This window comes from Ascidiimonas meishanensis (assembly GCF_037782385.1).
Taxonomy (GTDB): domain Bacteria; phylum Bacteroidota; class Bacteroidia; order Flavobacteriales; family Flavobacteriaceae; genus Ascidiimonas; species Ascidiimonas meishanensis.
In genome coordinates this window covers 1-705 of the sequence record NZ_JBBEXD010000051.1, presented here as the reverse complement: position 1 = coordinate 705, position 705 = coordinate 1, and the positions used below count along the sequence as shown (strand labels likewise).

Below are 705 nucleotides of genomic sequence, written 5' to 3'. Positions count from 1 at the left end.
CCTATGAGTCCTGATATAGCACTTTCCGATCTGTTCGCCACAGGAACTCCAACACAGATATCTTCCTGATTAGTATAACGGTGTAGCAATACTTTATAAAGAGTTAAAAGCAACATAAAAAGCGTAGTACCGTTTTCTTTTGCCAAAGCCTTGAGTTGATTTGACTGTGCTATCTCCAATTTAAATGTATAGCTGGCTCCTTGATTACTTTGTGTGGCAGGACGATTAAAATCTAATGGAAGTTCTAAGGTTTCAACTCCATCTAATTGATTTTCCCAATAACCTAGACGTTTATCTAATATTTCTCCTGAAAGGTATTCCCGTTGCCAAATACTGTAGTCTGCATATTGCACGGGGAGTTCTGGAAGCCTTATTGGTTTTCCTGATAATCCGGAATTATAAAGTTCTTCCAGTTCATTTATCAGGATAGGAATAGACCATCCGTCTGCTGCAATATGATGCATCACTACAACAAGTACATTTACCTCTTCTGATAATTCTAGCACCTTTACACGAAGCATATAGTCTTTTGAAAGGTCAAAAGGGCGATTTACTTCATTACTTATAACAACTTCCAGCATTTTTTCAGTTGTATTGTAAAAAGTTTTTCTCTCTATATGAAATTCAGCACTGCTTAATAGTTCTTGGTAGCCAACTCCTTCTTTTTCCAGAAATACGGTGCGTAGTGATTCATGACGATTAACA

The 705-nt window shown here is 37.0% G+C and carries 1 protein-coding gene; it reads right to left on the bottom strand.

Annotation, left to right across the window (positions count from 1 at the left end; translation table 11 throughout):
- A partial coding sequence (locus tag WBG07_RS19375) for a condensation domain-containing protein (protein ID WP_340203785.1) occupies nt 1-705 on the bottom strand: 705 nt, incomplete at both ends.